Below are 25,944 nucleotides of genomic sequence, written 5' to 3' on the forward strand. Positions count from 1 at the left end.
AGGAAGTGGAATGAGCGAAGTCGATCTGGCCAAGAGCTGGGAGGAGTTCTGCGACCTTCTGCGGGACGCGGGCCGTCAAGTGCTGGACGCGTCACCCGACGATGACTTCGACCGGGCTGAGGGTCTGCGCTACGTCACCCGACTGGCCAGCAACTTTCTGAAGGCCAACATTGAGGAGGCCGATCCAGCTCGGGCCATCCTCAATCAATCGGGCGTGAAGATCGGCCTCGACAATCCCGACTACGCCTACGGGGGAGCTCGGTTGTCGCCCCGATTCGAATACCGGCTGCGAGGCCGCATCAACGATGCCCATTCCATCCGCATGGGGGCGTTTAGCGGCGGCTTGGGCACCCCCGAGGGGCTGATCCGCGACAGCTATATGACCACCGAAGACCTTGCGCTGGATGCCGATGGCTGCTTCGAGGTAGCGATCAGCACCGAACCTCAGACCGGTCCGTGGCTGGCCATGAAGGAGGGCACCAACGCCCTCACCATCCGCCAGACCCTGCTGGATCGGCCCAATCAGGTTCCGGCCGAGTTGGCCTTGGAACGCACCGATGCCGGTGGCCCGCCCCAGCCAGTGGATCCCGGGCGATTGTCCGATGCGCTGGGCCGGGCCGGCTTCACCGTGAGCGCCGTCGTGGGTCAGTTTCTGAACTGGACAGCCAGCTTCGCCGCCCACCCCCACGAGATCCGGCCCATCGATCCCGAGCTGCTGGCCTTTGCCCAAGGCGACCCCGACACGTCGTACAACTACGGCTACTACGACCTGGGCCCTGACGTGGCTTGGATCATCGAGTTCGAGCCTCCCGAGTGTGAGTATTGGAACATCCAACTGGGCAACCACTGGCTGGAGTCACTGGACTTCGAGTACTACCCGACCAACCTGAATCACCACACCGCGGCGGTCGAAGACGACGGCACGGTGCGGGTGGTGGTGGCCCGACGCGATCCCGGCCACCCCAACTGGCTGGACACCGCGGGACACACCCGAGGCGGCCTCGCCCTGCGCTGGGTAGGAGCCGATATCAAGCCTGAGGTTCGCTGCCGGGTGGAGGAAATCTAAATCTCGTTGCTGGGTCGGCCGGGGCCTCCGGCGGGCTCGCCGCTCATGTCGGCGTTGAGCTGGGCCTTGGCCATCAGATCGGCTACAACCGGCTTGAGTCCGGTGGGGTCTTGGGACTCAAGAGGCACGTTGGGGCCTAGGGCCCAGCCTTCGGCAATGCCCAGTCGGCCGTTGCCCACTACCCACACCCGGCCGGTCACGTTGTCCGCCTCAGGGCTGCACAGCCAGGTGACGATGGGAGCGATCCAGGTAGGGGACATCGTCTCCTGAACCTCTTCGGATATGTCGGCGCCGCCCATCAGCGGAGCGGTAAGCCGGGTCAGGGCACTGGGGGCGATGCAATTCACCGTGACCCCGTAGCGGACCAGTTCCATGGCGGAAATAACCGTGAAGGCCGCGATGCCGGCCTTGGCTGCGCCGTAGTTGGTCTGGCCCACGTTGCCGAAGATGCCTGACGGTGACGCAGTGTTGATGATCCGGGCCTGAAAACTGCGCCCGGCCTTGGTCTGCTCCCGCCACCAGGCGGCCGCGTGATGCACCGGTGCGAAGGTGCCCTTGAGGTGGACTTGAACCACCGCGTCCCAGTCGGATTCGCTCATGGAGAACACCATGCGATCTCGCAGGATGCCGGCGTTGTTGATGAGGATGTCCAAAGTGCCGAAGGTGTCAATGGCCTGGTGGATCATGTCCCGGGCGGCGTCGAAATCGCTGACATCGGCGCCGTTTACCACCGCCTCACCACCCATGGCCCGGATCTCCTCGACCACCTCGCCCGCCGGTCCGGCATCGCCGCCCCGGCCGTCGGGGTCGGCCCCTAGGTCGTTCACCACGATCTTGGCGCCGTGCTCGGCCAGCATCAGAGCGTACTCCCGCCCGATGCCGCGTCCCGCGCCGGTGATGACCGCGACCCGTCCTTCACAAAACTTGCTCATGATGTCGAATCCCTCGTGCTGTCGAGCCCCTTTTCCATTCTCAGGGGCTTCGCCGACGAACTATAGAAGGGCGTCAGCCAGGGTTCGCCATTGGGCCAAGGGCAGCTCTCCGCGAGGAGTGAGCACCTGCACGGCGACGTGGTCGGCACCGGCGTCGTGGTGGGCCTGGATACGGGCTCGGATGTTGTCCAAGTCGCCCCAAGCCACGATGGCGTCCACCAGCCGGTCGGACTGACTGGCCACGTCCTCCTCGGTGAAGCCCAGCCGATAAAGGTTGTTCACGTAGTTGGGCAGGCCCAGGTACATGGCCATGTTCTCCCGGGCCAGCGCCCGGGCTGCCTCGGCATCGGTCTCCAGGCACACCTTCTGCTCGGGGGCCAGAAGGGCGTCTGGCCCCATGATCTCCCGGGCGATGACGGTGTGCTCGGGAGGCACGAAGTAGGGGTGGGCGCCGGCGGTACGCTCCGCGGCCAGAGCCAGCATCTTGGGGCCGAGTGCGGCCAGCACCACTGGCGGGTCCTCGTCAGGACCGGCGGCCATGTACATGGCTCCCTCCATGGCATCGAGGTAATCCACCATGTAGGAGTAGGGCTTGGAGTAGTCCAGCTTGCGGATGCCCTCGATGAACGGGCCGTGGCTCACACCGATGCCCAGCAGGAACCGATTGTCGAACGCCTCAGCCACCGTCTTTTGGGCGGCCGCAGTGGTCATGGGATGGCGGGCGTGGACCTGCACGATGCCGGTGGCGATCTTCAGCGTGCTGGTGGCCCCCAGCATGACCGATGCCGATACGAAGGGATCGCGGCCCACTGCCTCAGGGATCCACATAGTGGGCCAGCCCATCTCCTCTAGTTCGGCGACGACTTCTCGCACCTGACTTGAGGGCTGCTGGTCCAAAACGCCCTGCCACAAACCGATTCTTCCGATGTCCATGGGCAGGAAGGCTAATGATTCCCACTTTGGAACCCATAAGCCTCAGCTCATGTCCAGGCTACGCTTCGGGCCGTGCCTGAGTACGAGAACTTGCTGTACGAGGAGTCTGACGGGGTGGCGTTGGTCACGCTGAACCGGCCCGATCGGCTCAACGCCATGGACAACGCGTCCTGCGACGAGCTCCGGGCGGTGTGGGCCCAACTCCGCTACAACGACGACGTGAGGTGCGTGATCCTCACCGGCACCGGAGAGCGGGCTTTCACCACCGGGGTGGACATCAGCGGCTCGTGGAAGCAGCCCGCCTCGCCCTTCATGGTCGACGACCCGATCTCCACCCTCGGGCCCAAGTCCAATGACTACTGGCGTCCGGTCATTGCTGCGGTCAACGGCATGGCCGCCGGAGGCGCGTTCTACCTGCTGGGCGAGGTGGAGTTCATCATCGCCTCCGAGAACGCCACCTTCTTCGATCCCCACGTGAGTCACGGCATGCCCGCAGTGAACGAACCCATGTTTATGCTCCAGCGGATGCCGCTGGGCGAGGTCATGCGGATGTCGCTGCTGGGTCGCCATGAGCGCATGTCGGCCCAACGGGCGTTCCAGATCGGACTGGTGCAGGAGGTCGTGCCCCAGGAGGAATTGATGAACGCGGCTCGCTGGGCCGCAGAGGCCATCGCATCGGCCCCTGAGCGCTTGGCCATTGAGGCCACCATGCGGGGGATTTGGACCGCCCAGTACACAACGCTGGCCAACGCCATGAACAGCGGGGTGGCCTTCCTGAGCCTGGCCGGGGCCGAGGAGGAGATCACCGAGAAGGCCCGGGGGATTAAGGAGCAAACCCGAATCGAGCCCCGCATCCGATGACTTCTCCGGGGCCCATGGATCCCGGTGCACTGGCCGGGCTAAGGGTGGTGGACCACACGGATATGCGGGGTGCGTTATGTGGTCGAATCCTGGGCGATCTGGGCGCCGAGGTGATCCGAATACCGCCAGTTCCCGATCCCGACGACTTGTCCCACGCCCATCGCAACGCCAACAAGGCGGGGGGCGAGGCTGTCGAGTTGGAGTCGCTGACGTCCGACGCCGATCTGCTTATCGACAACACCGGGTTGGACCTCGACCAGGTCGCCAAGCGCCATCCCGCCCTGGTGGTGGTCGCACTCACCGATATGGGCCTCACCGGCCCCCGCTCAGACTGGAAGCTGGAGCCGCTGCCGGCGTTTGCCTCGTCCGGCGGGCACTTCCTGTCAGGATTTCGGGAGAAATCACCTTGCTGGCATCCCGGTCATCTGGCCCACGACTGCGCCTCAGTGTTCGGTGCCATCGGCGGGCTGGCCGCGGTCATGGATCGCCGCCGCCACGGCCAGGGCCAAGTGGTGGAGGTGAGCGTGCAGGAGGCTTCGTTGTCGGGGCTCAACCCCTGGTCGGTGCTTATTCCCGACTACGTGGAGCACTTTCCCGAGCTGCCCCACGAGGGTCGTCGCAACGCTGACGGCAACTACTGGATCTTCCCGGCCCGAGATGGCTGGGTGCGCACCGTGATCGGCACGCCATATCAGTGGAACGGGTTCGTGGAGGTGCTGGGCAACCCCGACGCCCTGACCGGTCCGGAGTGGGCCGACGGAGTGTTCCGGGGCCGCAACCGAGATGTGATTCACGTGGTGGCCGATGCAATCACGTCGCAGCGGGATCGATCAGAGTTATTCGAACATGGCCTTGCCGCGGGCACCACCATCGGAGTGATCCAGTCGCCTAGCGAATTCGCCAATCATCCCCAAGTGGTGGGTCGGGGATTCTTCCGCCACGACGTGGAGGGCTCCGAGGGCCTGCCCATGCCCGACGCCCCCTGGCAGCTCTCGGGCACCCCGGCCGGAGTGAGAAAGCGGGCTCCCGCAGCCGGGGACGAAGCGGCGCAGTTCGGCCCCCGCGCTGTCGGTAACCCCTGGTCAGCCGGGCCTTCGAAGCGCTCCAACGGCGACGGCCAATTGCTGTCCGGAGTGCGGGTGGTGGAGTTTGGTATGGCTGCGGTGGTGCCCGAGGCCACCTGGATGCTGTCGGACTTGGGGGCCGACGTCATCAAGATCGAATCGGTGGCCCATCCCGACTCGCTGCGCTTCGCCGGTCGCGGCGACCTCAACAAGGCCTTCCCATTCAACGCCGAGAGCCGGGGACGGCGGTCGGTGGCCCTTGATCTGACCACCGAGCGGGGCCGAGAGCTGGCTCTGGATCTGTTCATGGCCGCCGATGTGGTGGCCGAGAACCTGCGGGGCGGATCGCTGGACAAGCTCGGTCTGGGCTGGGACGACATGTCGGCTCGACGACCCGATCTGGTGTACGTGTGCTCGCAGGGCTACGGGCGGGGCGGGCCGATGGGCAAGATGCCGGCCTACGGGCCGCTCAATGCCAGCTTCGCCGGGGCCCACTGGCTGTGGAACCACGCGGATGTGCCATTTCCCTGCGGCACAACGCTGAATCATCCCGACCACATCGCGGGCAAGCTGCTGGCGGTGGCGGTGCTGGCCGCCCTCGACCACAAGCAGCGCACTGGCCAGGGCCAGCTCATCGACATGGCCCAGACCGAGGCGGCGGCCTATCTGATCGGTGACGTGTATATGGGCGCGGCCGCTGCTGGTGCCGATCCCCAGGCCAAAGGCAACCGCTCCGAGATCGTCGCTCCCCATGACGTGTACCGAGCCGGGGGCGACGACGATTGGGTGGCGCTGGCTTGTCACGACGATGAGTCGTGGCAGCGGTGCTGTGGCGTCATCGGCGTGGAGAACCGTTGGCCCACCAACGCCGATCGGCTGGCCGACGTCGAGGCGGTGGATGCCGCAGTTGCCGCCTGGATGACCGGAGGACTGGCCGCCGACCGAGCTGAGCGATTGCAGGCCGCCGGGGTGTCAGCCATGCCGGTGATGGGCCCCTACGACCACCTGGGCGATGAGCACTTGGCCACAAGGGGCGCCCTCGATGTGCTGGAGCACCCGGTGGTGGGCAAGGAAACCCATGTGGGCAATCCGATCCGCTTCGGGTTTACCAAGACCCGCACCGCTGGCCCATCGCCACTACTCGGCGCCGATACCGTCGAAGTGCTGGGAGAAGTTCTGGGCATCCCGTCCGAAGAAGTAGAAGCCCTGGCCGAAGCGGGCATCTGCCGCTGAAGTCGGCCCGTCAGGCAAAGGAGCAGGTATGAAGGTCTTGGTCATGGGCGGGAGCCAGTTCAACGGCTACTCGCTGGTCATGGAGTTGGCGAAGCATGGCCACGAGGTGACTGTGCTGAACCGGGGCCGCACAGCGGTGGACTTCCCTCGGTCGGTCCGTAGGCTGGTGGCCGACCGCACTGATCACGACCAGGTGCGGTCGGTGCTCAAGGACGAGACTTTCGACGCCGTCCAGGACATGAGCGCCTATCACCCGGCCGACGTGGAGTTGATGATCGAGGTGTTTGAAGGACGCGTCAGCCACTACATCTTCGCCTCCTCCACCGTCATCTATGCCCCCACCGACATCTTGCCGATTACCGAGGACCACGCCGATGACCGAAGCCCCAATCAGAACGAGTACGGGCTGCACAAGCTGCTGTGCGAGGACATCCTGGTCGACGCCTGGCGCAGCCGGAGGTTTCCGGCCACCATCGTGCCGTTCTCGATGGTGTTCGGCCCCCGCAACATCCTGGCCGACCGGGAGCAGCGGATGATCTTGCGGCTGCTACATGGACGCCCGGTGCTGATCCCTGGTGACGGCACGACACTGGGTCAGGTGGGCCATGTGGACGACCAGGCCCGGGCGCTGCGGATGATGATGCTTCAGCCCCAGACCTTCGGAAAGCGCTACAACCTCACCGGCGGGACCTACCAGTCAGATGTGGGCTATGTGGACACCTTTGCCGAGGTTCTGGGGGTGGAAGCCGACAAGGTGTTCATCCCCGCTCCGGTGATGGACGACCTGTGGGACGGTGCCCTGGTGTTCGAGGAAGGCAAGGCCTCCCCGGTGAACATAGACATCCGCAGTTCCGACACTGCCCGAGCCGACGCCGACAACACCCGACGGAGATTCAAGCTGGCTCAACTCGTGCAACGGCTGGCTCCCAACCTGCACCGCTGGAACCGCAGCGTGGTGTTCTCGGTCGACCGGCTGCGGGCCGACATCGGCTGGGAGCCGGAGTACACCCTGGCTGCCATGGTCGACCACGTTCACCGCTGGATGGTGGCCGAGGGTCTCGACCAGAGCCTCGATCTGGACTTCACCTTCGAGGACCAAATCGCCGCCCATGTGCAGGGCGGGGCCTGATTGCTGGAAAAGAGAGTCGCTATTCCAGGACCCGCTCGACGGTCACGGCGTAGCCGCGGCCGCGGGCTCCCGACCTCTCTTGGACGTAAATGGCGTAGTCACCTGCCTCTGGTGCGGTGAACCGAAGCTGCGCGTTTATGGCAAAGCCCAGACCAGTGCGCGGATTTATGTTCTCGCTCTTGACCGATTCGCCGGTCTCTCGGTTTCTTACTGTGATCGTGGTGTCAGCGAGGATGGAATCGGTGTTGATTTCAATCGTTTCGTCTTCTTCGAGGCTGACCTTGAACCAATCGGTGTCAAACAAGTAGTCGAAGTGTCCGTAGAAGGTCTCCACGTTGCCTTCTTCCAGCAGCGTTGTGCCGTCGAATTCGTCGGTGTAAGGACGCAGCCTGATGGAGCTGGTCAACTCGAATTCGAATTCACCATCTGAGCTGCTTCCGATACTCACGAAGTGCGTGCCGCTCCGACGAACTTCAAATGTGGTTTGCTCGGCACCAACCTTGGTTGAGTCTTGAGAGGCAATTGTACGCGTCGAGTCGGAAACGACTATGTATCCGTCGCTTTTGCCAGTGACTTGAATGGTCACCTTTGTGCCCGCGGCGGCATTGAAGGTGAATGCAGGGGTGTCGATTTCCGAAGTTCCGGTGACTCTGTGTTCGAATTCCCCGACAGTTCTCGGTCCCCTGCGCTCGGTCTTCTCCTCGGGGGGCTCATAGCTGGCAATCAGCCTCTGAACGATCAGTGCATCGTCGGCGGCTGAGGTGGCCAGGGCGAAGCCAGCCTCGCTGAACCTCCACGTGGAGATGCCAACCACAACTCCTCGTGAGTTGACCAGTGCCCCGCCACTCTGCCCGCCGGCGATGGCGGCATCAGACTGGAGCAGGGTGAGGTCGTAGGTGGCCCATTCCCGAAGTCGGGACAAGATGCCCTGGGTGATGGTGGGCTGCGGGAACAGCTCAGGCTCAGACGGATAGCCCACCAAGAAGAGGTCGGTGCCCAGGGGGAGGTCGTCCCGATCGGAGAATGTCAGCGGCTGGTAGGGCACGTCGACCGGCCCCAGCACGGCCAAGTCGGCCATAAAATCTCGTCCAATAACCGGCACGTCACGAATCTCTGTGCCGTCCGGGAATACCAGCCAGGCTTCGTCGTAGGGCCACACCACATGGTTGTTGGTGACGATGTATCCGCCTTCGATCAGGATGCCGCTGCCGAGCTTGGACGAGGTCTCGACCAGCGCGATGGATGGTGAAACCAGGGCGTACACCTCAGCTGGTGACAATTCCTCGCCTACTGGTGGCGGGGTCGGTCGAGGAGGCTGGCTGGGCGTGGGCCCGGGCTGCTCGTCGCCGCAGCCGCCCGGGACGATTGCGGTATCGATGTTGAATCGGCACCGGTAGGCGTTGAGCAGGTTCTCTTGAGAAGCTACGAGCCAGTCGCGTTGGGCAAGGGCATTGGCGGTCGGCGTTCCGGTGAAGGGCTTGGCCTCTTTGGCCGGCTCTGCGGGCGCCCCGTTGATGCAGCCCCCGGGCACAAGTTGGGTATCGATATCAAATCGGCAGCGGTAGACGTTGAGCAGCGCCTCCTGCTCGGCGATCAGTTGGTCGCGCCGGGAGATCTCTGCTTGGCTGACTGACTGCGCCCCGGCTGCGTCGGCAACCGACAGCACCGCCGCAAAGATGGCAAGAACAACAGCGACTCTGGTAGCGAGGCGCCGTGGAGTAGGGATTGCACCTGCAGCTGACTGCGAACGTGTCGATTTCAAGTTTTCTCTTTTCGTTTCCCGCTATTGAGAGGATGCCGGATTTAGAGCTTGGCGGATGCGCCAGAAAAGGACTCCAGCGGCAAGGACGGCGAGACCACTGATCACGGAGGCCCCGGGTAGGGTAATGGCTAATATTACACAGCCGATGAAGCCGAGTCCGCTCAGTCCCCGCGGCCAGCGGCGCTGGCCATCCGACAGAGTCCACGCCGAGGCGTTGGTCACGGCGTAGTAGAACAGCACGCAGAACGAACTGAAGCCAAGCACGCTGCGCAAGTCGGTCAGCGAAACGAGCACGATCACCACCGCGGCCACCGTAATCTCGGCATAGTGGGGCACCTTGTGGGTCGCATGGACCCTGTCCAGCACTCGGGGCAAATCGCCTACCGAGGCCATGGCGAACGTAGTGCGCCCCACGCCGGCGATCAGCGCCATCAGAGCCCCGGCCGAGGCTATGGCTGCCCCGACCCGGACCACCGGCGTGAGGCCGTTCCAAGACCCGGCGTCGGTGGCCGCGGCCAAGGGAGCGGCTGCGGCAGCCAGCACTTCGGGGCCGACCGCCCACAGGGCGGTGGCGGACACTGCGGCATAAACGACCAGCGTAAAGCCCAGCGCGGCGGGAATGGCCCGGGGAATGGTGCGAGCCGGATCCTTGATCTCCTCGCCCAGGGTGGCGATACGGGCGTATCCGGCGAAGGCGAAGAACAACAGCCCGCCAGACTCCAGTATCCCGCCCGCACCGCCTGCGCCCCAGTCGGCCAAGTTGTCGGCATTAGTGGTGCCTCCACCCGCTGCGGCGGCCACCACCAGCCCGAGGGCGACCAACACCAGGGTCACGGTGATCCTGGTGGCTGCCGCGGTGCGGGTGATTCCCCGGAGGTTGATGGCAGTCACCACAACGACTGCGGTGATGCCGGCGATACGGGGGTATTCGGGAAAGGCGTAGGCGCCGAATGCCAACGCGGAGACCGAAAGGGTGGCCGCCTTGCCGACCACGAATCCCCATCCGGCGCTGAACCCGGCAAGGCTTCCCAGCCGCCTGCGTCCGTACACGTAAGTGCCCCCCGAGGCGGGATAGAGGGCGGCCAGTTGAGCTGAAGAGGTGGCGTTGCAGAAGGCCACCACGCCAGCTGCCGCCAGCCCGATCATCAGCCCCGAACCGGCTGCGGCCGCGGCCGGCCCGATGGCGACAAACACACTGGCCCCAATCATGGACCCCAGCCCCATGACGATCGCATCCCCGGTGCCCAGCCGCCGGGCCAACCGGGTGGGGGGGTTGCTCACGGTTAGAAGGATAAGGGGGGCAATGGACTTGTTCCTCCTTCCCTGCGGCGATAGTGCCCGTCGTCCGGCAGGATAGGGATCATGGCTGAAGACCTAGTGACCTATGAGACCGACGGTGCGGTGGCTTCGATAACCCTGAACCGGCCTGAGGTATTCAACGCCCTGACCGACGAGATGTTCGACCAGATTGTGGCCTTCGTTCGCCAGGCCGAGGCCGACGACGACGTGAAGTGCATCGTGTTGGCCGGGGCGGGTCGAGGGTTCACCGCGGGGTTCGACCTGTCCAGCCCCGACGACTTCTACGGCGGGGCCGAAACTAAGGGCGGGCGGTTCGCCGTTGCTGGTCTGCGCCGCCGGGCGTGGGTGATGCGCGACCTGCTGTATTCGGCCAAGCCCATCGTGGCCCGAGTCCACGGGCCTTGCATCGGTGCCGGGCTCTACTTGGTGCTGGTGTGCGATTTCGCGGTGGTGACCGACGATGCGACGTTCGGACTGCCCGAGGAGAGGTTCGGCTCGGCGGGCACCTCGTGGCTGTATCCCATGCTGGCCTCTCAGATCGGGTTGAAGCGGGCCAATGAGCTGGTGGTGACCGGGCGCAAGTTCGACGCCGCCGAGGCCGATCGGCTGGGCCTAGTCAACCGAGTGGTGCCCGCAGAAGAGCTCGATGAGGCAGTGGCCCAGCTCACCGGTGCGCTGTCCAGCCTGCCCCGCGATGGCATCGCCACCGGCCGCACGGTGGCCCACCTGGCCTACGACATTTTGGGCATCGGCCAATCGTTCACCCCCCACTACGGCGTCCACCCGCTGTTCGTGATGGGCACCCGCCGAAGTCCCGACGAGTTCGACTTCCACGAGACGTCCCGGGAGAAGGGCATGAAGGGGGCGCTGGCCGAGCGCGATGAGCGCTTCGGCGGTGATTACTGGGGCTGGTAGGCGCTCTTGGGCACGTAGGGTATCGACGGGTCGAAGTAGGGGCGGTCGCCGTCCACCGTGCAGCGGCGCACTTCCCGGACCTCGGGGTAGTGGTCGGACACGCCCCGATGGTTGGTCGATCGCTCGTCCCAGATGGCCAAGTCACCCTCGGTCCACGACCACCGGCAGTGGAAACGGGGCTGGTTTATGTGGCGCAGCAGGAAGTCGAGCAGAGCCGTGCTCTCATTCTCGGACAGCCCCACCACGTACTGCTGGAAGTTGGTGGCCACATACAGCGCCCGCCGCCCAGTTTCGGGGTGGGTGCGCACCAGCGGATGGTTCACGCCGGGGTAGGCCTCCCGCAGCAAGGGCACCAGGTCCCAGCTTCCTGATTTCTCCGCCATGTTGGTGCAGTACTGGGGGTAGTTGGAGTGGTGGAGTTCCAGCCCGTCGATCATGTTTCGCATCGGTTCCGACAAAGCGTCGTAGGCCGACGTGATGCTGCACCACATGGTGTCTCCGCCGTAGGGAGGCGCCACCAGAGCTTGGAGCAGGGCGACCTTGGGGGGCACCTCGATCCAGGTCACGTCGGTGTGCCAGTTGTCGGTAGTCGGCAGGCTGTCGGCGTCGTCGCGGATGACTGAGGTATTGGGCTCGGTGACCCCCATCAGAGCTTGAAGCGGGTAGATGCTGGGCTGGCCCCAGCGGGAGGCCAACTCCAACTGGGCCTCAGCGCTCATAGGCACGTTGCGGAAGATAATCACCTCGTGGCGGAGCAGTGCCTCGTGGATTTCGCCAAATTGCTGGTCGCTGAGGTCGTCGCGGGGGTCCACGCCCGAGATGACCGCGCCCAGCGACCCGCCGATACGGGACACCTGGATGGTCTCGTAAGACTCTTTCGCGTCGATGCCGGGGGTGAGGGTCATGCTCATAGGGCTATTGTGCCATCTCGTCCCCAAGCAAGGCGATGAGGAGGCACCAGATGCGCACGATTTTGGACGGGCTCAACTTCTCCGAGGGCCCCCGGTGGCGCGACGGCGCGCTGTGGTTCTCCGACATGCACGCCCACCGGGTGGTCCGCACCGACATGGAGGGCAACGACGAGACGGTGGCGGTGGTCGACTGGGATGACCCCTCGGGGCTGGGCTGGCTGCCCGATGGTCGGCTGCTGGTGGTGGCCATGTCCACCCAGAAGCTGCTACGCCAAGAGCCCGACGGCTCCATGGTGGAGCACGCCGACTTGTCGCCGCTGGCCGTCGGCGACATCAACGACATGATCGTGCGCTCCGACGGCACCGCCTACATCGGCGACATGGGCCAGAGGATTCACGCTGGGGGTGATCGGTTCACCGGCCAGACCTTCCGGGTGACTCCCGATGGATCGGTGAGCGTGGGCGCGCCCGAGATGGAGGCCCCTAACGGCCACATCTTGACCCTCGATGAGGAGACGCTGATCGTGGCTGAGAGCGCCGCCTCCCGGCTCACCGCTTTCGATGTGGCCGCCGATGGCACACTGTCCAACCGCCGGGTCTACGCCGAGTTGGTGCCCGAGTCCGACAAGCTGCCGGTAGCCCCGCCCGACGGCATCTGCCTGGATGCCGAGGGCGCGGTGTGGGTGGCCGATCCCCTGGGTCTGCGAGTGTTCCGGGTATTGCCTGGGGGAGAGGTAACCGACTCCTATGACATGGCCCCCAAAGTCCCGGTGGCCTGCGTGTTGGGCGGCGACGACCGCCGCACGCTGCTCATCTGCGCCGCTGACGACTGGAAGAAAGAGGTGGTGACCGCGGCCAAAACCGGGTCCATCTACGCAACCGATGTCACCGTCCCCGGCGTCGGCAAGCCCTAAGCGACGGGACTGGGCGTCAACTCGCGCAGAGTCAACGAGACGCCGGAGTCGGGATCAAGAGTGACGAGCAGCACGGCGGGGTCGCCCTCTAGCGATTCCGCGGTGGCACCGGAGTAGGCGACCACAGAGGGTGATTCCCGGATCACCATGTGGCGGTGGATGTGGCCGAGGGCGACGTAGTCCCAGTCGAGGGCATCGAGATGACTGGGGTAGATGGGGGATGATCGGTACGACGGCGTCTCGTCGTCCATTACCAGGCCGTGGCCCATGGCCACGCACCAGCCCTCTTCCGGGCGGTCGGGGAGTCCGTCGAGGGGGTGGAATCCGGGATGGTGGTCGTCCATCGACTTGCCCCAGACGGTGAGATCCAGCTCGGGGAGGTGAGTGGTGGTTCCCTCCAGGGAATCGAGGATGGTGATCGGGAAGTCTTGGATGTGGGGGCTGAAACGGTGGAGCACTGATGTCTCTGGATGGGCGTCATGGTTCCCCGCGATCATCACCGCCGGGCACGACAGTCGAGCCAGCTGCTCGGCGGCCCAGCTCAGCACGTCGTCGCTCACCCGGTTGTGGTCGAACAGGTCTCCGGAGATGATGACTGCGTCCACTTCCTCGGAGATGGCCAGATCCATGGCGGCGGCAAAGGCGGCTTCTTGCCGTCGGGCTGGTGAGGTGCCCAGGTGGCAGTCCGACGTGTGCAGCAGGGAGAGGGCTCGGCGTTGTTGGAGATGGTTATCGGTCACGTTGTTAGTAGTCCTCAGCTCATCTCGTCGGCGTAGGCTCGCACATAATTTCTTACCGGAAGGCAAGGCTATGGCAGAACGCGCTTGTGAGGGCAAGGTTGCGCTGGTCACCGGGGCCAGCAAGGGAGGCACGGGCACCGCGATCGCGCTGCGCTTGGCCGCTGAGGGGGCCCGTGTGGCCATCACCGCCCGTGACGAGCAGGGTTTGGCCGCTACCAAAGGGCGCATCGAGGCATTCGGCGGGGAGTGCCTCGTGCTTCCGTCCGACCTCAGCGATCCCAACGGCGCGCGCACCGAGTTGGTGCCCAAGACAGTGGAGGCGTTCGGTCCCATCGACCTGTTGGTGAACAACGCCGCGATGAATGGCTACCGCCCGTTCGAGGAGGTCAGCCCGAAGCAGCTTGAGCTGAGCCTGCAAGTGAACCTATGGGCGCCCTGGGAGCTGATGAAGGCCGTCATCGGCGGCATGCGCGAGCGGGGCAGCGGGTCGATCTTGAACCTCACCACTTTTTCCGCCGAACTGCCTCCCGGACCTCCGTTCCCAACTAGCAAGCCCTCCAAAGCCGGCTTCGTTTACGGAGCGCCCAAGGCCGCGCTCAACAAGCTGACCGTGTCGGCGGCCAGCGAATGTGAGGGCCAGGGAGTGTCGGTGAACGCCCTCACTCCCCAGGCCGCTATAGCCACCCCGGCGCTGGTTGAGGCCGGATGGATCGACGAGGACATGTACGAGCCGCTGGAGACCATGGCCGAGGCCGCCCTGGCCCTGCTCGCCGGCGACCCCGATGTGCTCACCGGCCGCATCGCCTTCAGCCTCCAACTCTTGGTGGAGCTTGACCGGCCGGTGCGCGACCTGATGGGCGAGTCGCTGGTGGATGGCTGGCAACCGGCCGACATTCCCACCGCCATCGCCCGCCAAGAGGCCAATCTCGCCGAGCGGGGCTGGCCCGACGCCTACACCTTTGGCCGAGTCCACAGCCCCCGCCCATGAGCGACGAGCTGCTGCTTCGGATCGTCACCGATCCGGAGGTGTACGCCGATCCCTATCCGCTGCTGCGGGAACTTCGGGAGACGGCTCCGGTGCACAAGCTGAGCTTCGCCGACTATTGGGTGCTCACCCGGTACGAGGACTGTCGAATGGCACTGCGGGATCCCCGGATGGGCAACGCCGAGCCCGGCGACGAGGTTCCGACGCTCACCGCCGAGAGAGTGCGAACTCCCAACGAAGAGCGGACCTTCTTGTTCTTGAACCCGCCAGACCACACTCGCCTGCGCTCGCTGGTCAGCCGGGCCTTCACCCCCCGACGGGTCGAGGGTCTGCGGACGGCGGTGGAGGAGATGACCGCCGAGCTGCTCGATTCGCTGGCCGCTTCCGGTGGGGGAGACCTGATGGATCAACTGGCCTTTCCCCTGCCGGCCAACGTCATCAGCGAACTGGTGGGGGTTCCCCGGTCCGACCGCGATTGGCTGCGGCCGCTGGTGTCCGATCTGGCCGGCTCCCTCGAGCCGAATCAAAGCCCCGAAGAGCAGGAACGAGCCGAGGCCTCGGGAGACAAGGTAAAGGCGTACTTCGACGATCTGATCGACCGGCGGCGAGCGGAGCCCTGCGATGACCTGCTATCAGCGCTGATTGCGGCCAGCGACGGCGAAGACCGGCTCACTCAGAGAGAGATCGGGCTCACGCTGTCGCTGATCTATGCCGCGGGCTTCGAGACCACCACCAACCTGATCGGCAACATGGTTGACACGCTCATTAGGCATCCCGATGAGCTGGCCCGGCTGCGGGCCGACCGGTCGCTGGTGTCCGGCGCGGTGGACGAGGTGCTGCGCTTTCAGCCCCCCGTGCAGGTGGACGCCCGCTACACCTTCGAAGACGTGGAGATCGGCGAACACGCCATCGCCAAGGGAAGCATGGTGCTGATGCTCTTGGGGGCGGCCAACCGTGATCCCGACGTGATCGACGATCCCGACCGGTTCGACATCGGCCGACAGGAGACGCCGCTGCTGTCGTTCGGCTCGGGCATCCACTACTGCCTGGGGGCTTCGCTCGCCCGCCTCGAAGGTCAAGTGGTGCTGGCCGGACTGCTCGACCGCTTCGAAACCTGGACCCCGACCGAAGACGACCCTCCCTGGAAGCCCCGGATCACCCTGCGGGGTCTGAGCCGCCTTCCGGTGGCCCTCAGCTAGAAAACGATCGGCACCGAGGCGTAGCCCTGCTGGAATGATCCCGGCAGGCGGACCACCTCGTCGGCGGGCACATCGAAGTCGGGGATGCGGGCTAGGGCCTGCTCGATGATCACCCGGCCCTCCAAACGGGCCAGGTGGGCGCCTATGCAGTAGTGCAGGCCGTGGCCGAAGCCGAGCTGGCGGGTCGGACGGCGTTGGAGGTCGAAGGTCTCAGAATCAGGCCCGAACTCCCGCTCGTCCCGGTTGGCCGACTGATAAAGCAGAAATACCCGGTCGCCGGGGGCCATCTCCTGGCCGCCGATCACAGTGGGGCGGCACACTGTACGGCCCAAGTGCTGGATGGGAACCTCCAGACGCAGCATCTCCTCGAAGGCGCCCCCGCTGAGCGACGGGTCTTGGGCCAACACGGCCCGCTGGTCATCCTTGGCGGCCAAGTGGATGAAGCCGCCGCCCATTACCTTGGGGGTGGTCTCCACTCCGCCGGTGAACAATGTGGACAATTGGATGGCGACTTCTTGGTCGTCGAAGGGCTGGCCGGCCAAATCCACTCCCAGCAGTGCTTCGATGAACTCCGGGCAGTCTCCGGCCCGCTGCTCGGCCACAAAACCGCACAGATACTCGTGGATCTTGGCCCGGGCTGCTGGAGCGCGGTCGTCGTAGCGCATGGTCTGGTTGGCGTACTCCACCAAGACCTCCCCGTCGGCAGGGGGAAAGCCCAGCACCAGCGAGGTTCCGGCCACCGAAACTGGCGAGGCCAGCTCGGTGACCACGTCCAGTCGTCCTCTCCCTAGCCCAGCATCCACACACTCGGCCGCCACCCGGCGCAGCTCGGCCTCGATCTCAGCTACTGGCCGCTGGCGCAGCGGTGGGTAGAGGATCTTGCGGATCTGGGTGTGGGCTGGCGGGTCCATTTGGGCGAAACTCAGAAACGACCCCTCCGGCAGCGGCCCCAACTCCGCCGGCGCCGGCTGGCGTACCAAGTCCTTCATGAACACCGGCCCCTCCACGATCGAGAATGAGTCCCGGTCGCAGCTCACCTCCCACACCTCGGCAAACCGGGGCAGCGCCCACCCGTGATACTGCTCCAGCCGGTGTACCCCGCCCGCCGCCCGAAGCTCCCGATAGATGGGAAGCGGATCGGTGGCCACCTCCAACGAGAACGGGTCGTAGTCGTTCATTCGTGATAGAGACTGCCTTATGGGACTGAGTGATCGCACGCCGCCGACTGCGGAGGAGTACGCCGCCTACCGGGAGCGGTTCTGCAACTGGGGTCGTTGGGGGGACGACGACGAGCTGGGCACCCTCAACCACATCACGCCTGAGGCTCGTCGGGCCGCGGCCGCCCTGGTGCAGACCGGGGAGGCGGTGTCGATGAGCCGACCCATCAACACCCACGCCGGACCGGCCAACCCCTATCCGGCCCACCACTTTGTGGGGGCCGGGGACTCGGGGGCCATGGCCGACTACTTCGGGATGTTCATCCACGGGTTCGTGCAGACCCACATCGACGCCCTGTGCCATCTGCCGGTTGATGGCGGCGGCAAGTTCTGGAACGGCAAGGAGTTCGCCAAACCCCCGATGCCAGCGGAGCACAGCGGCACCATCGACTACTGGCGCGACGGCATAGTCACCCGAGGGGTGCTTTACGACGTCCCTCGGTTTCGGGGCGCCGACTATGTGGCACCGGGCGAGCCGGTCCACGGCTGGGAGCTGGCCGATGTGGCCGCCGCCCAGGGCATCGAACCCCGGCCCGGCGACGCGGTGTGTATCCGCAGCGGAATGGACGTGTTCTTCGAGAAGACAGGAACTTCCCAGGGAATGGGCTCCAACGCCGGAGTCCACGCCTCGGCTATCGAGTTCCTCTATGAAACCGACGCGTCCTGTTTGACTTGGGACTTCCAAGACGCCCCCCAAGACGACCAGGGCATCCCCAATCCTTTGCCCATCCGCATCGCCCTGCACGTCCACCACATCCTGTTGCCGTACATGGGAATGCCCATCATCGACAACGCCGACTTCGAGGCGGTGGCCGAAAAATGCGCCGAATTGGGCCGCTGGGAATTCCAATACGTTTGCGCCCCGCTGGTGTTACGCTACGGCACCGGCTCGCCGGTGAATCCGCTGGCAATTCTGTAAAGCGGGTGCCTCTGGAGGTGTGGTTCTGGGGGTGCAAAAAACGGCAACAAATAACCCTGCATCACTGGAGCGGCCTAATGGGGTGGGATGGCTGAGCTTGGCGACCGGGCTCAGGTAGTCATTGTCGGCGGCGGGATCGTCGGCTGTTCTATCGCGTACCACCTCACCCGACGCGGGCTTACCGATGTGCTGCTCATCGAACAGGGACAGCTCACCAGCGGCACCACTTGGCACGCCGCGGGGCTGGTAAGCCAGCTCAAGTCCAGCCACAGCCTGACCCGCCTGGCCACCTATTCGGCCCAGCTATTCGAAGAGCTCGAGGCCGAAACCGGCCAGGCCACCGGCTATCGAGCGCCGGGTTCCATTTCGGTGGCCGCCGATGAGGAGCGGTGGGAGGAGCTTCTGCGGGGCATGTCCATGGCTCGGACAGTGGGGGTGGACATCCGGCCGATCGAGCTTGACGAGGCCCTTGAGCTGTGCCCGCTGCTCAACATCGACGACCTGGTGGGGGCGCTGTTCATTCCCCGAGACGGGGTGACCTCCCCAGTGGACACCACCATGGCCTTGGCCAAGGGGGCTCGGGCCCGGGGCGCCCGCATCGTTCAGGGCACGGCGGTGACCGGGGTAGTAGTGGAAGACGGCCGGGCGGTGGGAGTGGACACCGAAGCCGGTCGGATTGAAGCCGAGACCGTGGTGCTGGCCGCCGGCATCTGGACCCGCCAGTTGGCCGCAACCGCCGGAGTGAGCGTGCCGGTGCAGGCCTGCGAGCACTTTTACATCGTCACCGAACCCGTCGAGGGGGCGTATCCCAACATGCCCACGGTGCGCGACCCGTCCAACTACACCTACTTCAAAGAGGAGACCGGCAAGCTGATGGCCGGCTTCTTCGAGCCCCGAGGCAAGGTCTGGAACCTAGACGGCATTCCCCGAGACCTCCAGTTCAAGACCTTGCCCGAGGACTGGGAACACGTCGGCCCGATATTCGAGCGGGCCATCCATCGCATGCCCGTACTCGGGGAGGCGGGCTTGCAGCTGTTCTTCAACGGTCCCGAGGCCTTCACTCCCGACGGGGTGTACTACTTGGGCGAATCACCCGAGGTGGACCGCTGCTTCGTGGCCGCCGGGTTCAACTCGGTGGGCATTCAGTCGGCTGGCGGGGTGGGCTGGGTGCTGGCCGACTGGATCGTCGACGACCACCCGCCCATGGACTTGTCGATGGTGGACATCCGCCGCTCATTCGGATTCCAGTGCGAGCCTGCCTATCTCGACGCCCGCATCCCCGAGAGCCTGGGTCTGCTCTATGCCATGCACTGGCCGTTCCGCCAGTACGAGACGGCCCGCAACATCCGCCGCTCCCCGCTGCACGAGCGCATCGACGCCGCCGGTGCGGTGTTCGGCGAGGTCGGGGGGTGGGAGCGGCCCAACTGGTACGCCGCTCCCGGCCAAGAGCGGGAATACCGCTACAGCTGGGGGCCGCAGAACTGGTTCGAGGCCAGCGAGGTCGAATGCGATGCGGTCCGCAACGCGGTCGGCCTGTTCGACCAGACCTCGTTCGCCAAGTTCACCGTGGAGGGCCCTGACGCCATGGCCCTGCTCAACTGGGTGTGCGCCAACGAGGTGGACGTCCCGGTGGGCCGGGCGGTTTACACCCAGTGGCTGAACGACTGCGGCGGCATCGAGGCCGACCTCACCGTGACCCGCCGGGGCGAGAACTCCTATTGGGTGGTCACCTCGGCCGGCACCGCCACCCGCGACTGGGCATGGCTGCGGCGGGCCGCACGGGGCAAAGGCGTGGTCATCGAAGACGTCACCGACCACTACGCCGTGCTGGGCGTGATGGGACCCAACTCCCGGTCGGTGCTGAACCAGCTTTGCGACGCCGACCTCGGCAACGACGGCTTCCCATTCGGCACCGCCCAGGATCTCTGCGTAGCCGGGGCCGAGGCTTTGGCGCTGCGCATGACCTATGTGGGCGAGCTGGGCTGGGAGCTCTATGTGCCCAGCGAACACGCAGTGGCTCTGCACGATGCGGTGGTGGAGGCGGGATCGCCCTTGGGATTGCGCCATGCCGGCTATCACGCCATGAACACGCTGCGCATGGAGGCGGCATATTGCCACTGGGGCCACGACATCACCGATGAGGACACCCCGCTAGAAGCCGGACTGGGTTTCGCAGTGGCCTGGGACAAGGCCGGCGGGTTCCGGGGCCGCGACGCGCTGGCCGCTCAGCGGGAGGGACCCCGCACCAAGCGGCTCATCAAGTTCCGGCTGGAGGACCCTGATTGGCTCTTGTACCACGATGAGCCCATCTACTGCGACGGTCAGTTGGTGGGCCGCACCAGCAGCGGGATGTGGAGCTACACCGAGAAGCGGGCGCTGGCCCTGGGTTATGTGGAGTGCGCCGACGGCGTCACCAAGGACTGGGTGGAAGCCGGGCGCTTCGAGATCGAGGTGGCCGGGGTGCCCATCGCCGCCTCCGCATCCATACGTTCGTTCTACGATCCCCGCAAAGAGCGGGTTCGACTCTAAGGCAAGGAGCGGCCAGCGGTGCGCGATGAAGTCCAGGTTGTAATCATCGGCGGTGGGGCCATGGGTGCGGGCCTGTTCTACTACCTGGCCCACGAGGGCTGGACCGACACCGTGCTGGTGGAGAAGGGCGAGCTGTGCTCGGGCTCCACCTGGCATGCCGCCGGCCTCATTCCCCACTTCATCGGCAGCCTGAACATGGCCAAGTGCCACCAGGTGGCCCCCGACCTCTACGACAGCATCGAAGCCGAGACTGGACTGGCCAGCGGTTGGCACGGCACCGGGGCGATTCGCCTGGCTCTCGATCGCCATCAGGTGGACTGGTTCCGCTACGTGAGCGGGATGCTCGATCTGGTGGGGGTGGAGAACCACCTGATCGAGCCCAAGGAGATCCTCGACCACTGGCCGTTCATGGACGTGTCCGACGTGCTGATGGGGTGTTGGACCCCCAACGACGGCTGGACTGATCCGTCCAGCGTCACCCAGGCCATGGTCAAAGGAGCCCGTCAGTTGGGCGGCGAGGTCTACCGGAACACGCTGGTTAGCGATATGAAACAGCTCCCCGATCACCGTTGGGAGCTGGTCTGCCAGGTGGGCGGCGAGACCCACCGAATCGTGGCTGAGCACGTGGTGAACGCGGCCGGGTGCTACGCCCCCCAGCTCGGCGCCATGGTGGGCCTGGACGTGCCCATCGTGTCGGTGATCCACCAGTACCTCATCACCGAGCCCATGGCGGAGATGAAAGAACTGGGCGACTTCGACCCGCCGGTGATCCGCGACCCCCGAGCGTCGGCCTACTACCGGCGCGAGATCGACTCGCTGTTGGTCGGCCCCTATGAGCGGGAAAACGCCCAAACCTACGGGCTGGAGGGCATCGACTGGGACAAGCACTTCTACCTGACTCCGCCCGACCTCGACCAGCTCATGCCGTGGCTGATCGAAGCGGGCAAGCGAATACCAGCCTTTGCTGACGCGGGGATAAAAACCGTGGTCAGCGGACCGATCACCCACACCCCCGACTCCGGCTACCTCATGGGCCCGGCCCCCGGGCTGCGCAACTACTGGCTGTGCGCGGGGGCGTCCATCGGCATCACCCAGGGTCCGGGCGCGGGCAAGTACCTGGCCCAGTGGATGGTGCATGGCCAGACCGAGATCAACGTGGCCGAGATGGACCCCCGCCGATTCGGCGACCACTGCGGGCCGACCGGCCGCTACGCCATCGAGAAGGCCATCGACGAGTTCCACGAGATGTACGCCACCCGCCTGCCCGGCGAGCAGCGGTTTGCCGGGCGCCCCCAGAAGACCGACCCCATCTACGACCGGCTCGACGCCCGGCAGGCCCAGTGGATGGAGATCTTCGGCTGGGAGCGCCCCCAGTACTACGGCGAGCCCGAGGCCCACACCTTCCGCCACTCCAACGCCTTCGACATCGTGGGCGCCGAGTGCCGGGCCACCCGGGAGCGGGCCGGCATTGCCGATCTCACCGCCTTTTCCAAGTTCGAAGTCACCGGGGCCGACGCCGAGGCGCTGCTCGACCGCCTGACCGCCAACCAGATGCCGGCCAAAGACGGCGGGATGCGGCTCACCCACTTCCTGACCACCCTGGGCGGCATCGAGACCGAGATGACCATCACCCGGCTGGCTCCAGACCGGTTTTACCTGAACTCTGCCATCGTCGGACAGTTCCACGATCGGGACTGGTTGACCCACCATGTGCAACCCGGCGAGGACGTGACCGTCACGGACCGAACCGACGACATGGGCATTCTGGCCGTTTCCGGCCCCCTGTCCCGCAAAATCTTGGCCCCGCTCACCGATGCCGAATTGGAGGCGCCCGGATTCCGCTGGCTCACCGGCCAGGAGATCGTGGTCGCCGGGGTGCCGTGTTTGGCTTTGCGGGTGTCGTATGTGGGCGAGCTGGGCTGGGAGCTGCACCACTCCCAGGAGCACACTGCCGAGCTGTACGACGCCCTGGTGGAGTCGGGGGAGCCCCTGGGGATGGTCCACTACGGCGCCTACGCCATGAACACCATGCGCATCGAGAAGGCCTACAAGGCGATGGGCTTCGAGCTCACCACCGAGATCACTCCGGTGGAGGCCGACTTGGGCCGGTTCGTGGACTGGTCGGGCGAGTTCCAGGGCAAGGAGGCCTCCGAGGAACGGCTGGCCATGGGCGACGACATCGAGATGATCCTCGTGTACTGCGAGGTGGACACTACCGACAACGACTGCCGGGGCAACGAGCCGGTGTACGACGGCGACGAGCTCATCGGCCTGACCACATCGGGCACCTGGGGCCACACCACCGGGCGCGGCCTGGCCTTTGCCTATGTGAAACCCCAGTACAAAGCACCGGGCACTCGCTTCGAGGTGCAGCTGATGAGCGATCGACGACCGGCGATGGTGCTGGACGGCCCGGCCTACGACCCTGACAACGAGAAACCGAGGGCTTGATATGGCGCGACGTGCAGGAGGCCGGGCGGCCCGGGTGGCCATGCGGGAGGCCCCGCCGGCCGAAGACGCCCGGGCGGTGCGGCCGGGAATGCCCGGAGGGGCATACAAGCCTCTATCCGACGGCCAGTGCGACGACGTGTTCGAGGCCGCTCTCGGGCTGTTGTCCGAATTGGGCATGGGCCAGGCCACCCCGGAGATCATCGAGGTGGTCACTGCCAACGGGGGCCGGATGGACGACGATGAGCGGCTGCGGTTCCCCCCCGACCTTGTCCGTCAGGCGATTGAGGGCGCCTGCAAGGAGTTCACCCTGTACGGCTTCGATCCCGACCGGGGGGTGGAGATTGGTGGCAACCGGGTTCATCTCTGTACCAGCGGGGCGGCGGTCATGATGCTCGATCACGACACCAAGCGCTTCCGCCCCAGCACCCTGGCCGACCTCTACGACGTGGCCCGGATCGTCGACACCCTCGACAACATCCACGTGTTCGTGCGGACGCTGGTGGCCCGCGACATGGAGACCGCCCGGGAACTGGACATCAACACCGCCTACGCCATCCTGGCTGGCACCTCTAAGCCGCTGGGCACGGCCATGTTCCAACCCGAGCACGTGCACGAGTGCATTGACCTGTTCGATATGGCGCTGGGCGCCGAGGGGGAGTTCGCCCGGCGGCCCTTCAGCATCGGCAACAACACCTTCGTGGTGCCGCCCTTGCGCTTTGCCGAGGATTCGGCCCTGTGCCTTATGGAACAGGCTCGACGGGGCATGCCGATCAACCTGCTGTCCGCGGGCCAAGCCGGGGCCACCTCGCCGGCGGCGCTGGCCGGATCGCTGGTCCAGGCTTTGGCCGAGTGCCTGGCCGGGCTGACCGCAGTCAACCTGGTTGTGCCCGGCCATCCCTGTGTGCTGGGCATGTGGCCGTTCGTGTCCGATCTGCGCACTGGAGCGATGAGCGGGGGCAGCGGTGAGGAGGCGATCATCAATGCGGCGGCCGCCCAGGTGGTGAACTACTTGGGCCTTCCTTCGGGCGTGGCCGCTGGAATGGCCGATTCCAAGTTGCCCGACAACCAAGCTGGCCACGAGAAGGCCAACGCCATCACCCTGGCCGCCAACGCCGGGGCCAACATGATCAACGAGACGGCCGGAATGCTGGCCAGCATCATGGCCTGCTCCCTGGAGGCCCTGGTGATCGACAACGACATGCTGGGGTCCATCAACCGCACGGTGCGGGGCATCGAGATCACCCCCGAGACCCTGTCTACCGAGGTAATCGCCGATGTAGTGCACGGCGAGGGCCACTTCCTTGGCCACTCCCAGACCCTGTCGCTCATGCAGACCGAATACGTCTACCCCCAAATCGGCGACCGCCTCAGCCCCGACGACTGGGTGGACGCCGGCGCCCGCTTCATCGAAGACGTAGCCCACGACTACGTCACCGAAGTGCTAAACCGCCCCAAACCCGACCACATCACCCCCGAAGCCGACGCCCGAATCCGAGAAGCCTTCCCCATCCACCTCGCCCCCATCCGCTGACAAAGCGCGCCGTTGGGCGAGGCTGTTCTAGTCTCGGATCATGGCCTGGGATTTTTCTACTGATCCGGAGTTTCAAGACCACCTTGAATGGCTTACGGAGCTCATGCACACCGAAATCGAGCCGCTGGACCACTACTTCCGAGGGCGGTCGCCATTCGACAAGACCGACGAGGAGGTGCAGAGCCATCTGCGCCGCATCCAGCAGAAGGTCAAGGACCGGGGGCTGTGGGCCTGTCACCTCAAGCCGGAGATGGGGGGCATGGGGTTCGGCCAGGTGCAGCTGGCGCTGATGAACGAGATTTTGGGCCGGTCCACATTCGGCCCCTCGGCATTCGGCAGCCAGGCGCCCGACTCGGGTAACGCTGAGATATTGGCCCACTACGCCAACGACGAGCAGAAGGAGAAATACCTCAAGCCGCTGCTGGCCGGGGAGATCTCCACCTGCTACTCCATGACCGAGCCTCAGGGCGGGTCCGATCCCAACCACTTCACCTGCACTGCTCATCGAGACGGCGACGAGTGGGTGATCAACGGCGAGAAGTGGTTCGCCTCCAACTACCCCAGGGCCGAATTCCTCATCGTCATGCTCATCACCAACCCCGACGTGTCGGTGTATCGGGGGTCGTCCATGATGCTGGTGCCCCACGACGCCCCCGGCTTGGAGCTGGTGCGAAACGTGGGGGTGGGCGGCGAGCGCCGGGGCCACGGTGGCCACAGCTACCTGCGGTTCAACGAGTGCCGCGTCCCGATCGAGAATCTCATGGGCGAGGAGGGGGCCGGGTTCAAGATCGCCCAGACCCGACTGGGCGGGGGCCGAGTCCACCACGCCATGCGCTCGGTGGGCACGGCCAAAAAGGCCTTCGACATGATGTGCGAGCGAGCCCTCAGCCGGGAGACCAAGGGCTCACTGTTGGCCGAGAAGCAGGCGGTGCAGCACATGATCGCCGACTCCTGGGTCCAAATCGAGCAGTTCCGCTTGCAGGTGCTGCACGCCGCCTGGCAGATCGACCAGTCCGACACCTCCAAGGCCCGGCTCTACATCGCCGGGGTGAAGGTGGCCACCCCCCGGGTGCTGATGGACGTGGTGTTCCGTTCCATGCAGATCCACGGCTCGCTGGGCATGTCCAACGAGACCCCGCTGGCCAACATGTGGATGATGGCCCCCACCTTCGGGGTGGCCGACGGCCCCACCGAGGTGCACAAGGACACCATCGCCAAGCAGGTGCTGAAGGACTACCGCCCCTCCGAGGGCCTGTTCCCCACCGAGCACATCCCCGCCAAGATTGAATGGGCTCAACAAGTGATGGCCGAGCGCATCGAAGAGGAGTTGCTGAACGCCTGAGCCCAAGCCACT

Annotated in this window: 20 protein-coding genes; 13 read left to right on the forward strand and 7 right to left on the reverse strand. The window is 65.5% G+C overall.

The features are described from left to right. Positions 1–10: 10 nt before the first annotated feature. Complete coding sequence (locus ACOGXH_RS04375) at positions 11–1,066, forward strand: DUF1214 domain-containing protein (RefSeq protein ID WP_419927899.1); 1,056 nt, start codon at positions 11–13, stop codon at positions 1,064–1,066. Here ACOGXH_RS04375 and ACOGXH_RS04380 read toward each other — a convergent pair. Beyond that, on the reverse strand, positions 1,063–1,998 hold the full coding sequence (locus ACOGXH_RS04380; protein WP_419927900.1) for an SDR family oxidoreductase: 936 nt from the start codon (positions 1,996–1,998) through the stop codon (positions 1,063–1,065). The two genes, ACOGXH_RS04375 and ACOGXH_RS04380, sit on opposite strands and share 4 nt — an antisense overlap. A gap of 60 nt (positions 1,999–2,058) precedes the next feature. Next, positions 2,059–2,931, reverse strand: coding sequence for an LLM class F420-dependent oxidoreductase (locus tag ACOGXH_RS04385; RefSeq protein ID WP_419927901.1), 873 nt, complete (start codon positions 2,929–2,931; stop codon positions 2,059–2,061). Positions 2,932–3,003: 72 nt separating this feature from the next. Here ACOGXH_RS04385 and ACOGXH_RS04390 point away from each other — a divergent pair, with 72 nt between their 5' ends. From ACOGXH_RS04390 to ACOGXH_RS04400, 3 genes are read left to right on the forward strand one after another with little or no spacing between them, the layout of a single operon-like run. Beyond that, a complete protein-coding gene (locus ACOGXH_RS04390; protein WP_419927902.1) occupies positions 3,004–3,792 on the forward strand; it encodes an enoyl-CoA hydratase/isomerase family protein in 789 nt (262 codons plus the stop codon). After that, positions 3,789–6,089: a CoA transferase gene (locus ACOGXH_RS04395; RefSeq protein WP_419927903.1), complete on the forward strand. Its 2,301-nt coding sequence runs from the start codon at positions 3,789–3,791 to the stop codon at positions 6,087–6,089. Before ACOGXH_RS04390 ends, ACOGXH_RS04395 begins: the two co-directional genes overlap by 4 nt. Positions 6,090–6,117: 28 nt before the next feature. Further along, on the forward strand, positions 6,118–7,218 hold the full coding sequence (locus ACOGXH_RS04400; RefSeq protein WP_419927904.1) for an NAD-dependent epimerase/dehydratase family protein: 1,101 nt from the start codon (positions 6,118–6,120) through the stop codon (positions 7,216–7,218). A 19-nt stretch (positions 7,219–7,237) separates the two neighbouring features. Here ACOGXH_RS04400 and ACOGXH_RS04405 read toward each other — a convergent pair whose 3' ends face one another. Together ACOGXH_RS04405 and ACOGXH_RS04410 are read right to left on the reverse strand one after the other, a co-directional pair. Then, a complete protein-coding gene (locus ACOGXH_RS04405; protein WP_419927905.1) occupies positions 7,238–8,884 on the reverse strand; it encodes a trypsin-like peptidase domain-containing protein in 1,647 nt (548 codons plus the stop codon). A 117-nt stretch (positions 8,885–9,001) separates the two neighbouring features. Then, positions 9,002–10,261, reverse strand: coding sequence for an APC family permease (locus ACOGXH_RS04410; protein ID WP_419927906.1), 1,260 nt, complete (start codon positions 10,259–10,261; stop codon positions 9,002–9,004). Positions 10,262–10,342: 81 nt separating this feature from the next. Here ACOGXH_RS04410 and ACOGXH_RS04415 point away from each other — a divergent pair, with 81 nt between their 5' ends. Further along, a complete protein-coding gene (locus tag ACOGXH_RS04415) occupies positions 10,343–11,194 on the forward strand; it encodes an enoyl-CoA hydratase/isomerase family protein (RefSeq protein ID WP_419927907.1) in 852 nt (283 codons plus the stop codon). On the opposite strand, the gene ACOGXH_RS04420 is transcribed toward ACOGXH_RS04415, so the two are convergent. Next, positions 11,179–12,105, reverse strand: a complete 927-nt coding sequence (locus ACOGXH_RS04420; protein ID WP_419927908.1) for a TauD/TfdA dioxygenase family protein — start codon at positions 12,103–12,105, stop codon at positions 11,179–11,181. The two genes, ACOGXH_RS04415 and ACOGXH_RS04420, sit on opposite strands and share 16 nt — an antisense overlap. Positions 12,106–12,155: 50 nt before the next feature. On the opposite strand from ACOGXH_RS04420, the gene ACOGXH_RS04425 reads away from it, so the two are divergent. After that, positions 12,156–13,019, forward strand: coding sequence for an SMP-30/gluconolactonase/LRE family protein (locus ACOGXH_RS04425; RefSeq protein WP_419927909.1), 864 nt, complete (start codon positions 12,156–12,158; stop codon positions 13,017–13,019). Here the strand turns inward: ACOGXH_RS04425 and ACOGXH_RS04430 are convergent. Next, the gene (locus ACOGXH_RS04430; protein WP_419927910.1) at positions 13,016–13,759 is read right to left on the reverse strand and encodes a metallophosphoesterase family protein; all 744 of its coding nucleotides are present in this window, start codon (positions 13,757–13,759) and stop codon (positions 13,016–13,018) included. The genes ACOGXH_RS04425 and ACOGXH_RS04430 overlap by 4 nt on opposite strands. A gap of 70 nt (positions 13,760–13,829) precedes the next feature. Here ACOGXH_RS04430 and ACOGXH_RS04435 point away from each other — a divergent pair, with 70 nt between their 5' ends. Both ACOGXH_RS04435 and ACOGXH_RS04440 read left to right on the forward strand, forming a co-directional pair. Next, positions 13,830–14,747 (forward strand): SDR family NAD(P)-dependent oxidoreductase, encoded by a 918-nt coding sequence (locus ACOGXH_RS04435; RefSeq protein ID WP_419927911.1) that lies wholly within the window; start codon positions 13,830–13,832, stop codon positions 14,745–14,747. Continuing rightward, positions 14,744–15,943, forward strand: coding sequence for a cytochrome P450 (locus tag ACOGXH_RS04440; RefSeq protein ID WP_419927912.1), 1,200 nt, complete (start codon positions 14,744–14,746; stop codon positions 15,941–15,943). Before ACOGXH_RS04435 ends, ACOGXH_RS04440 begins: the two co-directional genes overlap by 4 nt. On the opposite strand, the gene ACOGXH_RS04445 is transcribed toward ACOGXH_RS04440, so the two are convergent. Next, positions 15,940–17,121, reverse strand: a complete 1,182-nt coding sequence (locus tag ACOGXH_RS04445; protein WP_419927913.1) for a cytochrome P450 — start codon at positions 17,119–17,121, stop codon at positions 15,940–15,942. The genes ACOGXH_RS04440 and ACOGXH_RS04445 overlap by 4 nt on opposite strands. Positions 17,122–17,140: 19 nt before the next feature. Between ACOGXH_RS04445 and ACOGXH_RS04450 the strand changes: the two genes are divergently transcribed. The 5 genes from ACOGXH_RS04450 (at position 17,141) to ACOGXH_RS04470 (ending at position 25,932) form a co-directional block, all read left to right on the forward strand. Continuing rightward, on the forward strand, positions 17,141–18,079 hold the full coding sequence (locus ACOGXH_RS04450; protein WP_419927914.1) for a cyclase family protein: 939 nt from the start codon (positions 17,141–17,143) through the stop codon (positions 18,077–18,079). Between the two features lie 87 nt (positions 18,080–18,166). Further along, positions 18,167–20,608, forward strand: a complete 2,442-nt coding sequence (locus tag ACOGXH_RS04455) for a GcvT family protein (protein WP_419927915.1) — start codon at positions 18,167–18,169, stop codon at positions 20,606–20,608. Positions 20,609–20,626: 18 nt separating this feature from the next. Then, positions 20,627–23,059: an FAD-dependent oxidoreductase gene (locus ACOGXH_RS04460; RefSeq protein WP_419927916.1), complete on the forward strand. Its 2,433-nt coding sequence runs from the start codon at positions 20,627–20,629 to the stop codon at positions 23,057–23,059. 1 nt (position 23,060) lies between these two features. Then, on the forward strand, positions 23,061–24,590 hold the full coding sequence (locus ACOGXH_RS04465) for a trimethylamine methyltransferase family protein (protein WP_419927917.1): 1,530 nt from the start codon (positions 23,061–23,063) through the stop codon (positions 24,588–24,590). 40 nt (positions 24,591–24,630) lie between these two features. Then, entirely contained in the window at positions 24,631–25,932 is a 1,302-nt protein-coding gene (locus tag ACOGXH_RS04470; RefSeq protein ID WP_419927918.1) for an acyl-CoA dehydrogenase family protein, read from the forward strand. Positions 25,933–25,944 lie beyond the last annotated feature (12 nt).

Origin of the sequence: Candidatus Poriferisocius sp. (assembly GCF_965208355.1) — a bacterium.
Lineage (GTDB): Bacteria > Actinomycetota > Acidimicrobiia > Acidimicrobiales > Bin134 > Poriferisocius.

Coding starts and splice junctions, on each gene's coding strand:
- ACOGXH_RS04375 (WP_419927899.1), top strand. CDS start 11: ATGAGCGAAGTCGATCTGGCCAAGAGCTGGGAGGAGTTCTGCGACCTT.
- ACOGXH_RS04380 (WP_419927900.1), bottom strand. CDS start 1,998: ATGAGCAAGTTTTGTGAAGGACGGGTCGCGGTCATCACCGGCGCGGGA.
- ACOGXH_RS04385 (WP_419927901.1), bottom strand. CDS start 2,931: ATGGACATCGGAAGAATCGGTTTGTGGCAGGGCGTTTTGGACCAGCAG.
- ACOGXH_RS04395 (WP_419927903.1), top strand. CDS start 3,789: ATGACTTCTCCGGGGCCCATGGATCCCGGTGCACTGGCCGGGCTAAGG.
- ACOGXH_RS04400 (WP_419927904.1), top strand. CDS start 6,118: ATGAAGGTCTTGGTCATGGGCGGGAGCCAGTTCAACGGCTACTCGCTG.
- ACOGXH_RS04415 (WP_419927907.1), top strand. CDS start 10,343: ATGGCTGAAGACCTAGTGACCTATGAGACCGACGGTGCGGTGGCTTCG.
- ACOGXH_RS04420 (WP_419927908.1), bottom strand. CDS start 12,105: ATGAGCATGACCCTCACCCCCGGCATCGACGCGAAAGAGTCTTACGAG.
- ACOGXH_RS04425 (WP_419927909.1), top strand. CDS start 12,156: ATGCGCACGATTTTGGACGGGCTCAACTTCTCCGAGGGCCCCCGGTGG.
- ACOGXH_RS04435 (WP_419927911.1), top strand. CDS start 13,830: ATGGCAGAACGCGCTTGTGAGGGCAAGGTTGCGCTGGTCACCGGGGCC.
- ACOGXH_RS04440 (WP_419927912.1), top strand. CDS start 14,744: ATGAGCGACGAGCTGCTGCTTCGGATCGTCACCGATCCGGAGGTGTAC.
- ACOGXH_RS04445 (WP_419927913.1), bottom strand. CDS start 17,121: ATGAACGACTACGACCCGTTCTCGTTGGAGGTGGCCACCGATCCGCTT.
- ACOGXH_RS04450 (WP_419927914.1), top strand. CDS start 17,141: ATGGGACTGAGTGATCGCACGCCGCCGACTGCGGAGGAGTACGCCGCC.
- ACOGXH_RS04455 (WP_419927915.1), top strand. CDS start 18,167: ATGGCTGAGCTTGGCGACCGGGCTCAGGTAGTCATTGTCGGCGGCGGG.
- ACOGXH_RS04465 (WP_419927917.1), top strand. CDS start 23,061: ATGGCGCGACGTGCAGGAGGCCGGGCGGCCCGGGTGGCCATGCGGGAG.
- ACOGXH_RS04470 (WP_419927918.1), top strand. CDS start 24,631: ATGGCCTGGGATTTTTCTACTGATCCGGAGTTTCAAGACCACCTTGAA.